The organism is Acrocarpospora macrocephala (genome assembly GCF_009687865.1).
Taxonomy (GTDB): Bacteria; Actinomycetota; Actinomycetes; order Streptosporangiales; family Streptosporangiaceae; genus Acrocarpospora; species Acrocarpospora macrocephala.
In genome coordinates this window covers 59,249-69,161 of sequence record NZ_BLAE01000061.1, presented here as the reverse complement: position 1 = coordinate 69,161, position 9,913 = coordinate 59,249, and the positions used below count along the sequence as shown (strand labels likewise).

10 protein-coding genes are annotated in these 9,913 nt (G+C 69.1%); 5 read left to right on the top strand and 5 right to left on the bottom strand.

Annotated features, from left to right (window positions below; all coding sequences use genetic code 11):
* Positions 1 to 478 (bottom strand): hypothetical protein (locus tag Amac_RS40640; RefSeq protein ID WP_218041587.1); only part of this gene is annotated, 478 nt, incomplete at its 3' end.
* Positions 479 to 968: 490 nt separating this feature from the next.
* Between Amac_RS40640 and Amac_RS40635 the strand changes: the two genes are divergently transcribed.
* Positions 969 to 1,118: a hypothetical protein gene (locus tag Amac_RS40635; protein ID WP_155359753.1), complete on the top strand. Its 150-nt coding sequence runs from the start codon at positions 969 to 971 to the stop codon at positions 1,116 to 1,118.
* On the opposite strand, the gene Amac_RS40630 is transcribed toward Amac_RS40635, so the two are convergent.
* Complete coding sequence (locus tag Amac_RS40630) at positions 1,115 to 3,142, bottom strand: S9 family peptidase (RefSeq protein ID WP_155359752.1); 2,028 nt, start codon at positions 3,140 to 3,142, stop codon at positions 1,115 to 1,117. The two genes, Amac_RS40635 and Amac_RS40630, sit on opposite strands and share 4 nt — an antisense overlap.
* Before the next feature lie 31 nt (positions 3,143 to 3,173).
* Between Amac_RS40630 and mshB the strand changes: the two genes are divergently transcribed.
* The 4 genes from mshB (at position 3,174) to Amac_RS40610 (ending at position 5,558) form a co-directional block, all read left to right on the top strand.
* Positions 3,174 to 4,055 carry an N-acetyl-1-D-myo-inositol-2-amino-2-deoxy-alpha-D-glucopyranoside deacetylase gene (mshB, locus tag Amac_RS40625; RefSeq protein ID WP_155359751.1) on the top strand — a complete coding sequence of 294 codons (882 nt, stop codon included), beginning with the start codon at positions 3,174 to 3,176 and terminating at the stop codon, positions 4,053 to 4,055.
* 12 nt (positions 4,056 to 4,067) lie between these two features.
* Positions 4,068 to 4,505 (top strand): DUF6113 family protein, encoded by a 438-nt coding sequence (locus Amac_RS40620; protein ID WP_155359750.1) that lies wholly within the window; start codon positions 4,068 to 4,070, stop codon positions 4,503 to 4,505.
* Between the two features lie 5 nt (positions 4,506 to 4,510).
* The gene (locus Amac_RS40615; protein ID WP_246269028.1) at positions 4,511 to 4,990 is read left to right on the top strand and encodes a flavin reductase family protein; all 480 of its coding nucleotides are present in this window, start codon (positions 4,511 to 4,513) and stop codon (positions 4,988 to 4,990) included.
* 148 nt (positions 4,991 to 5,138) lie between these two features.
* Entirely contained in the window at positions 5,139 to 5,558 is a 420-nt protein-coding gene (locus tag Amac_RS40610) for a hypothetical protein (protein ID WP_155359748.1), read from the top strand.
* 30 nt (positions 5,559 to 5,588) lie between these two features.
* Here the strand turns inward: Amac_RS40610 and cysS are convergent, their stop codons facing one another.
* From cysS to Amac_RS40595, 3 genes are all read right to left on the bottom strand, one after another.
* Entirely contained in the window at positions 5,589 to 6,971 is a 1,383-nt protein-coding gene (cysS, locus tag Amac_RS40605; protein ID WP_155359747.1) for a cysteine--tRNA ligase, read from the bottom strand.
* Between the two features lie 9 nt (positions 6,972 to 6,980).
* The gene (locus Amac_RS40600; protein ID WP_170322913.1) at positions 6,981 to 8,009 is read right to left on the bottom strand and encodes a lysozyme; all 1,029 of its coding nucleotides are present in this window, start codon (positions 8,007 to 8,009) and stop codon (positions 6,981 to 6,983) included.
* Between the two features lie 61 nt (positions 8,010 to 8,070).
* On the bottom strand, positions 8,071 to 9,897 hold the full coding sequence (locus Amac_RS40595) for a sigma factor-like helix-turn-helix DNA-binding protein (RefSeq protein ID WP_155359745.1): 1,827 nt from the start codon (positions 9,895 to 9,897) through the stop codon (positions 8,071 to 8,073).
* Positions 9,898 to 9,913: the final 16 nt, after the last annotated feature.

Genomic DNA, 9,913 nt, shown 5'->3' with positions numbered 1-9,913 from the left:
CGAACAGCAGGTCCTCCGTCTCGCCCACGCACAACCCGGCGCTGTCGGGCAGGTCGGTCACCGCAATCCGGGAGGCGAGCTGCCGGAACTGGGCCACCAGCACCCCCGAACCCACCGGCTCGCCCCAGGCCTCCGGCCCTGCCGAGCGGCCAGCGTCAGCCGAGCGGCCAGGATCGGTGGAGGGGCCAGAGTCGGGGGAACGACCGGCGTCGGCCGATCGGCCAGGCTCGGGGGAACGTCCAGAGTCGGTGGAGCGGCCGTGGAGGAACTGCTGCCGGGTGTTCTGCTGTGGAGTGTTCTGCTGCCCTGCCTCGCCGTATGTGTCGCTGTGCGCGTCGTCGTGGGTGTCGTTGGCGGAAGGCTGGGGCGGGACGTAGTCAGGGTCCAGCACGGTGCCCTTCAAGAACGCGGGCAGCTCGCGTCCGCGGACTCGAGCTGCACGGGAGGAATCCCGCCCGTCGAGCAGAGAACCGAGCATGAAGACGCCCCCCTTTCGCTCCAGCGGACCCGAACAACCACCCCCACGCTATCCAGCAGCTACGACAAAACCTGGACTTGATCTGCGGCAAAACCGCAGGTCACGCTGCCGGTGAAAAGATCTACCTACCCGCTGGCATCCGAAGATCCATCCGCCACGCTCGACCAGGAGCAGGACATCAACCCGCGGAGCCTCAACCGCGAATCTGGGTCGATGCTCTGCCCGTCGTCGATTCGTAGCCACACCCCCGAGCTGAGCCGAGGTCAAGGTTTTGCTCGGCGACCCCGCGGTCTCTGCGGATAGGTATGAAGCCCAGTTCTGCGATCGATTCGCTTATCCAGCCGTCATTGTCGGTGCGGTGCCCCCAAGGGCATATCGGGCACGAACACGTGGCGCGGCACCGTGCGGAGCGTCTGCTCCACAGCGCTGCTGGTCACCCCGCCCCAGCTCAGGAGCTGGCCCACCATCGCGTCATGCAGGCTCTCAGCCCTTGAGTTCACCACCGCACCAGCATGGGGATGAACACCTCCGAGGACCGGGCAAGGACGACGCCGAGCAGCTGGGCTCCCACCACGAGCTGGTGGCCGTGAAGGGAGCCTATGCCGCGCTCTGGGACAGCTGGCACGGGAAGTCGCGCTAGTCGAGGGCTTTCTTGAGGAAGTCCAGTTGCAGGTGGAGCAGGTTCTCGGCGACGACCTCCTGGGGGGTTATGTGGGTCACCCCGGACAGTGGTAGCACGCTGTGGGGGCGGCCTGCCGCCAGGAGGGCTGAGGAGAGTCGCAGGGTGTGGGCGGCTACCACGTTGTCGTCCGCGAGGCCGTGGATGATCAGTAGGGGGCGCTGGAGTTTCTCCGCGTCGGCCAGGAGGGATGAGCGTTCGTAGTGGCCTTCGGTCGGGTCGCCGAGGTAGCGCTCGGTGTAGGCGGTGTCGTACAGGCGCCAGTCGGTGACCGGGGCGCCCGCGATGGCCGCGTGGAAGACGTCGGGGCGGCGGATCACCGCGAGCGCGGCCAGCCAGCCGCCGAAGGACCAGCCGCGGATGGCCACCCGGGTGAGGTCCAGGTCGGGGTGGGGCATCGACTGGAGGGCGTCCACCTGGTCGTCCAGGGTGAGGGTGAAATCGTGCAGGACCTCGCGCTCCCAGGCGGGGGAGCGGCCGGGGGTGCCGCGGCCGTCGGTGATGATGACCGCGAAGCCCTGCTCGGCCCACCACTGGGACTCCAGGTAGGGGCGGCTGGCGGCGATGACTCGCTGGGCGTGCGGGCCGCCGTAGGGGTCCATCAGGACCGGGAGCTTAGCCGAGCCCTCGACGTGCCAGGAGGGCAGCAGGACTGCTGTGGACAGGCCGCGTGAACCTGTCCTGACCAGGGAGATCCGCAGGTCGAGGCCGGGGCGTTCGGCCGCGGAGCGGATCGGCAGGACCGTGCCGTCGGGGCGGATCGCCCGGACCGAGGTGCCTTCCGAGGTGAGCGTCTGGCCGGCCACGACGGTGACGCCGCCTTGCCGGCGGCCGGCGTACGCGCCCGCCTCGGTGACGACCGGGGTGAGCGTTCCGTGGGCGTATGTCCAGAGCATGATCTCGGTGGGTTCGCCGCTGGCGCGGAACAGCACGGTGTCGCCGTCGATGTCGAGGACCTCGCGGACCTGCAGCGAGGGCGGGGTCACCGGGCGGTCGCCGATGACCAGGCGGCGGCCGCCGTCGGAGTCGGCCACCCAGACCAGGGTGCCGTCGGACAGGTGGCCCGGCACGCCGGGGATGGCCTCCACCCAGGCCGGGTCGGTGTCCTCGCGGACCAGCGTGCTCGCGCCGGTGGCCGGATCGATCTTGAGTAGCCGCATGCTGCGCTGGTCCCGGGAGAGCGTCACCAGGGCCATGCCGTGCGCGTCCCAGAGGGCTGTGACGAGGTATTCCTGGTCGAAGTGCACCTCGACCCTGGGGCCGCCAAGGTTGTACACAAACAGCCGTACGTCCGCGTTCGGGGTGCCTGCCGCCGGATAGGCGACGATGTTCGGTTCGCGGTCGGGGTTGGCGGGGTCGGCGATGTGCCAGCGCTGGACGGGGGCCTCGTTCACCCGGGCCACCAGCAGCGCGTCATTGGTGGGCGACCACCAGTAGCCGCGCAGGCGCATGAGTTCCTCGGCCGCGATGAACTCGGCCAGGCCGTAGGTGACGCCCTCCTCTTCGGCGACCTCGACGTCCTCGCCGGATTCCACGTGATGGACCCGGAGCGCGCCACCGGTCACGTACGCCACCCGCTCCCCGTCCGGGGACAACCGGGGGTCGATGACCGAACCAGGGGTGGCCAGGGACCGTACCGCCCCTGACTCCCACAGGAACAGGTTGCCGGACAGGGCGAACACGATCCGGCGGGCCGTGGCGTCGGTCGCGTAGGCGACCACGCCGCCGGCCGACTCGCGGGCGCGCTCGCGGCGGGCGCGCTCCTCCGCGGGCAGGTTCTCCTCGGTGGCGTCGAGCGTCAGCGGGTCCACCAGCAGGCGCTCCGCGCCGGAGGTCAGGTCGAGCTCCCACAGGCAGGTGACCGCGTCCACACCCGAGTTGCTGCGCAGGAAGAGCACGCGGTCGGGGGCGATCGTGAAGTTGCGCGGCACCCCGAGGGTGAACCGCCGGGTACGGGCATGCAGTCGCGGGAAGCTCTCACTCATAGTTCCTCATAGTGCCAGTTAGGCTCGGGGCATGATTGATCGGCGATTGCTGCTGGTGCACGCGCATCCCGACGACGAGACCATCGGCACCGGCGCGACGATGGCCAGATACGTTGCCGAAGGCGCTCAGGTCACGCTCGTGACCTGCACGCTGGGCGAGGAGGGGGAGATCATCCCGCCCGAGCTGGCGCATCTGGCCGCCGACCATGAGGACGCGCTGGGGGGCCACCGGATCGGCGAACTGGACGCGGCCTGCGCGGCCCTGGGCGTCACCGATCACCGGTTCCTCGGCGGGGCGGGGCGCTGGCGCGATTCCGGGATGATGGGCGTGGCGAGCAACCGCGACCCGCGCTGCTTCTGGCGGGCCGATCTGGACGAGGCCGCCGGCGCGTTGGTGGAGGTCATCAAGGAGGTACGGCCTCAGGTGATCGTCACCTACGACAGGATCGGCTTGTACGGCCACCCGGACCACATCAAGGCCAATCGCGTCGCCTGGCGGGCCTTCCAGATGGTTCAGGACACGCCCCTGGAAGTCGCGAAGTTCTATCACACGGCCATGGTGAAATCCGTGATGAAGCGGGGCGCAGAGGCCATGCACGAGGCCGATGTGGCGTTCTCGGCCCCGGAGTCCGTGCCTTTCGGGGCCGATGATGGGGAGATCACCACCGAGATCGACGCCCGGCCGTACCTGGCGGCCAAGCTCGCGGCATTGCGGGCGCATGCCACCCAGGTTTCGGTGCGTGAGCCCTGGTTCGCGCTGTCCAACAACATCGGGCAGGAGGCGTTCGGGGTCGAGCATTACGTCCTGTGGAGTGGTGTGCGCGGTCCTGCCGGGGTGGGCGCGCCGGTCGAGGTGGGGGGCATCGGCGAGCCCTACGACCGGGAGGTCTGCCTGTTTGCGGGGATCGGCTAATCTCGGCGCATGATGGGTACGGCGGCGCCCGAGGTCACCGAGGGGTCCGAGATCGAGGCGGGCTTCGGGGCGGCGATCGCCGGGGCCGCGTATGGAACGCTGGCTGTGCTCGGGGTGGTGCTCGGGGTGCTGGGCGGCTTCTCGCATGCGTGGGAGGTGCTGGGGGTGCCGGCCGCTGCGATCGGGTGGGTGGTGGTCTTGTTTGCGGTGCCGTACGGGATGGGCCGGTTGATGCGGACTCGGATGGCGGCGCTGATTCTGGTGGTGGGCTGGATGGCCACGGTGTTCTTGTTCGCCGGGAGGCGTCCGGAAGGTGATCTGACCATCGCGGCGAACGTCGCGGGATATGTCTACCTGTATGGCGGCGCGGTGGCTGTGCTGGTCGCGATCCTGTTGATCCCTTCGACGGGGGGCTCCTGGTTGATCCGGCAAAATGTCCGAATAAAGTGACCTTTGTGCAAGTAGACAGGGATCTTTACCGGAAGGTCGTCGGTCGTTATGCCAGCGGCATCGCGATCGTCACCACCGTGGACGAAGGCGTGGATCACGCGATGACGGTCAACTCGTTCACGTCCGTCTCCCTGGATCCCCTGCTCGCGCTCTTCTGTGCCGAGAAGATCGCCAGATTTCATGATTCGGTGCTGAAAGCGGGCGTCTGGGGCGTCTCGGTGCTTCCCGAAGACGCCGAGGAAACCTCCCGCTTCTTCGCCCGCCGCGGCCGCCCCCTGGAAGGCCAACTCGCCGACCACCCCCACCACCGCGGCTTCCTCGGCGTCCCCCTCCTGGACAACGCCATCGCCACCCTCGAATGCCGCACCACCGGCGCCCACGACGGCGGCGACCACACCATCATCCTCGGCACCGTCGAACACGTCGGCACCCCCCGCGACGGCGAACCCCTCCTCTACCACGAGGGCCGCTACCGCCGCTTATAAGCCCCACCTGGCCGAAACCTCCGCTTGTACGCCCCCGCCTGGCTGGACCTCCCTCCGCTTGTACGCCCCGCCTGGCCGGGATCCCCCCTTCGCCCAGTGAGCCCTGCCTAGCCGGAATCTCACCTCCCCTTGTGAGACCCTGCTTGCTATGTGGTACCGGATCCGCCGCATCATCAACTGGATAAACCTGTCCACACCGGCCGGGCTCCTCATCGCCAGGATCGGCGGCGCCCACACCCGAAAAGGCGAGTTCGGCCTCGTGTACGCCCACGACTACCGCATCCCGTTCCCCATCGCCAACGCGTTCACCGTCGGAAACGTGGTCCTCACCAAATACCCGGACGGCTTCCTCCAAGGCAGACTCCTGGCCCACGAATCCCGCCACGCCTCCCAGTACGCAGCCTGCATCGGCCTCCCGATGCTGATCCTCTACCCGCTCTCGCTGGTCATCTCGGTCGCCGTCTGCGGAGACATCGCCTCCTGGAACCTCTTCGAACGCCTAGCCAACCTGGAAGACGGAGGCTACCGCCGCCACCCCCCACGCTGGAGAAGGACATCTCCACATTAAGGACGGTTTGTCACTGGGTGGGTGGGAACCCTACCGGGTCCAGGTTTGGCCGTCCGGGGTGTCGGCGACCTTGACGCCGAGTTCGGCGAGGGCGTCGCGGAGGCGGTCGGATTCTGGCCAGTCTTCGGCGGTGCGGGCGCGGGAGCGTTGGTCTATGAGTTCGGCGGCGCCTGGGGGGAGGACGGGGATGCGGCCGATTTCGGAGGAGAGGTCGAGGCCGAGGAGGTGGTCGAAGTGGAGGAAGGTCTCGAATTTTGAGCCTGGGGGGATGGCAGGGTCGCGTTCGAGGGCGCGGAGGAGGCGGAGGGCTTGGGGGGTGTCGAGGTCGTCGTTGAAGGCTGACTGGATTGCGGGGGCGGAGTCGGTTGCGATGGGTTTGCTGGGGGATTCGGCCCATTCGGCGACTTTTGAGCGCCAGCGGTTCAGGGTGCGGTCGGCGGCGTGGAGGGTGTCCCAGGTGAGGTTCATCTGCTGGCGGTAGCGGTGTTCCATGAGGGCCAGGCGGACGGCGAGGGGGTCCAGGCCAGCGTCGGTCACGTCGCTGAGCAGGACCACGTTTCCGGTGGATTTGGCCATCTTGCGGCCGTCGAAGAGGAGGTGTTCGCCGTGGGCCCAGTGCCGCACGACCTCGTGGCCGACCGCGGAGTCGGTTTGGGCGCGCTCGTCCTCGTGGTGGGGGAAACGTAGGTCGATGCCGCCGGTGTGCACGTCCACGTGCTCGCCCAGGAACGCCAGCGACATGGCGGAGCACTCGATGTGCCAGCCGGGAAAGCCACGGCCCCAGGGGGTGTCCCAGGTCAGGTCGCGGTGGGCGGGCTTCCAGAGGGCCCAGTCGGCGTGGAACCGTTTGCGGGGGTCCACGCCGCCGACCCGGTGGCCGGGGTGCAACGCGTCGAGGCGGTTTCCGGAAATTTCGCCGTACGACGCGAAGGATTCGGCGGAGAAGAACACCGAGCCGTCGGGGCCCTTGTAGGCGTGGCCCTTCTCAAGGAGTTTGATGATCAGTTCGATCATCAGGTCGATGGTCTCGGTGGCGCGCGGCGTGCGCTCGGGCACGCGCAGGTTGAGGGCCCCCGTGTCCCGCCGGAACGCGTCCTCGTAGAACCGGGCGATCTCCAGCGCCGACCGCCCCTCGGCCCGCGCCTGGGCGAGAACCTTGTCCTCGCCCAGGGGATCGATCTCCGCGTCATCGGCCAGATGACCCACATCGGTGATGTTCTGGCACACCATCGCCCGCACCCCCTGCCGCTCCGCCACCCGCCGGATCAGATCCGCGAACAGGTACGAGCGCAGGTTGCCCAGATGGGCATAGCGGTAGACGGTCGGCCCGCAGGTATACATGCGCAACGCTCGCGCCCCCACCGGCAGAATCGGCTCGACCTGCCGGTGACGTGTGTCATAGAGGCGCAGCATGCCCCGAGCCTACCCAGACGCCCGCAAGGTCAGCTTCAACGAGCCCACCTTCAGGTTGATCCCGACGGGCCCGGTCGCCTTCGGCTTGGTCGCCAGCGTGAGCTTGACCGATTTGCCGGGCGCGATGGAGGTCAGCGTGCACCGCAGCACGGTCGAGGTGATCTTGCATGCCCGGGGCGCCTTCACCAGCTTGTTCCCCCCGAACGTCTTCCCGTACACAGACAGCTTGCCGACCGTCCGCGGCCCGGTGTTGCTGATCGTCACCGTGTACGCGTTCCGCCGCACCACCAGCCCCGTCGCCCAGTAGGTCGCGGGCGGGAACGCCAGCCGCTGCAGCTGCGCCTTGCTCCCGTTGAACCGATCCTCGCCCCCCGCGTGGTTACCCTTCTCGGCCGACTGCCAGAATGTGTGCCTCTTCCAGGACGCCGGCAGCGGCCCCGCCGACGTGCCCCACCGGGCCACCCAGAGCGGATTCTTGCCGAAGCCCTTCGCGTCACCGGTGCAACTGCGCCACCACGCCGTGGTCGTGTAGATCACCACATCCCGGTGCGTCCTGGCCCGATACCGCTTGGCGAAGTCGCTGATCCACTTCACCATCTCGTCCTGGCCTAACCCGTAGCAGTGGTTCAGCCCGTTCCGGTTGTTGTACGGATTGTCCTCAACATCCAGCACCCCCGGCAGCGTCTTGCTGTCGGCGATCCAGCGCCCCCCGTTGCGTACGAAGAAATCGGCCTGCGCGGCCCCGCTGGACTCGTGCGGCTGCGCGAAGTGATAGGCCCCCCGGAAGATGCCCGCCTCCTTCGCCCCGCCGAACTGATCGGCGAAACGCGGATTGCGATAGTCCAAACCCTCGGTCGCGTGCACGTACGCGAACCCGGCCCCGCCATCGGCCACCGAATCCCAGTCGACGTCCCCGGTCCAGTTGCTGACATCGACGCCGAGGACCTTGGTCGCCGCCTGCGCCGGAGCGGCCGTCGCCACTCCCAGCACGCCAGCGAGCATCACCGCCGACCCGGCCCATATCGCCGGAAATTTCACGCTAAATCCTTCCCCGAACGGACAATTGCCCCAAGATCCTGGCAGATCCCGACAAAGGCCGTTACAGGAACGTGAGAATGTCCCGGTCGCCGCGCTCGCGCAGCCGGGCCAGCACCTCATCCCGCGCGGCTCCGTCGGGCAGCCCGATCCGGGCCCCGATCAGCCGCAACCCCTCCGCCTCCGAAGCCACCGGAGCCGTGTACCCGATCAGGTGCAGGGCGCGGTTGAGCGTCGGCAGCCCGGGCGGGCTGGCGGGCAGGAACCGGGTCAGCAACTCGCCGCCGTCCGACACGGTCAGGAAGACATGATCGCCCTCCGCCGCGTTGTACTCCGCGAGCACCGGCCGGATCGACCCCATGGTCGGCTGGTTGTGCCAGCTGATCACGACCTCGCCCGACGCCGTGGACGCCGTCAGCTGCCCGCCGGGCGCCATGCCCAGATGGGCCGCGAACCCGGTCGGCAGCGGCGAACCCGAACCTCGCAGATGCTCGGCGTTCACGTCCACCCGATGCCACCAGCGCCCGTCCCGGCTGCGGAAGCAGCGCCGCGTCATCGAGACGTCCCGGCGCGGCTGGTACTCGCCCTGCTCCGCACCGGCCACCCGGATCCACCCCCGCTGGGTGCGCTCGAACCCCGGCCCGCCCGCGTACGCGCGCACCGAGCTCTCGCTCACCTCATACCGCGAGGTCAGGCTGGTCACGATGGTGTTCACCGACGCCTCACCCCCGGCCCGTTGGATCTCCCTGGCGATCATCTCGCGGATGCCCAGATATTCCTCGCCGCCCCACCGGGTGAGTCCGTACTTGTTGCGATCCAGCCGCAGGAACCGCTCATCGGCGGTCAGCTGGTTACGGATGCCGACCAGGCTGTAATCTTCGCCGATCCTGGTCTGGATCTCCTCCGGCGACAGCGGCATCCCAGCCACCGCCAGCACCGCCTCGGCCTTGTCGTTCACGCTGCGCGGCCACGGCACCACGTGCCCTTCCAGCACCCGCAGGTGCGGCACCGCCGCCAGCCACCGCTCGGCCACGTCCTCGCGCACGCCCAGCTGGGAGACCATCACGATCGCCTCGGCCAGCGGCACCGGGCCGTCGGTGAACAGGCCTCGGGTCTTCTCCCGCAGCTCGTCCGCGCCGCCCGCGATCAGCCAGCCGTCCACCTGCTCGTAGCCGGTCAGCAGGGTGCGCACGAACCGCCAGGCCGGGATCCCCAGGGTGGCCAGCTCGGTGCGGTGCCACGGCACGGCGGCGGTCAGGTCGTCGGCCGGCACGGCCGAGCCGAGCCGGGTGCGCAGCCAGCTCAGGTGCGCGCTCAGCGGGGCCGCGTCCTGGCTGGACAGCCAGGCGTCCACGTGGTCGCGCAGGTCCCGCTCGATCTGCCTGATCCGCTCCCGGGTGACGGAGAAACGCTGGGCCAGCTCGTCCAGGGTGGCGCGCTGCTCGGCGTACAGCCGGTCCCTGGCGATGGCGCGCTGGCGGTCGTCGAGCCGGGCGAAGACCTCGTCCACCAGCTCGGGCAGCGGCCGCTCCGGCACCGCGGGCGGGGCCGCGACCCGGTCGCCCGGCTCGGTCTCCAGCAGCTTGTCCAGCACGCCGGAGAAAAGCTGGAGCACACTCTCCCTGGTCCCCGGCAGCTGCTGGCTCTCCACCGGATTGGTGAACCTCAGCAACGGCATGATGTCGCCCAGCACCAGATGACCCCAGCACGCTGTGGTCAGATCGGCCAGCCGCGACGCCACCCGCTCCGTGCCCACCGCGGCGCACGCGCGGTCCAGCGGAAGCGCCTGCCACCACGCGTCGGGGAGGCCGGGGTCGCTGGCGATCGGCTCGACCTGGCTGGGCGCGGTCCAGCGCAGGGAGGGCACGATGTCGCTCAGGCTTAGATTCATGCAGGTCCAACCGGCA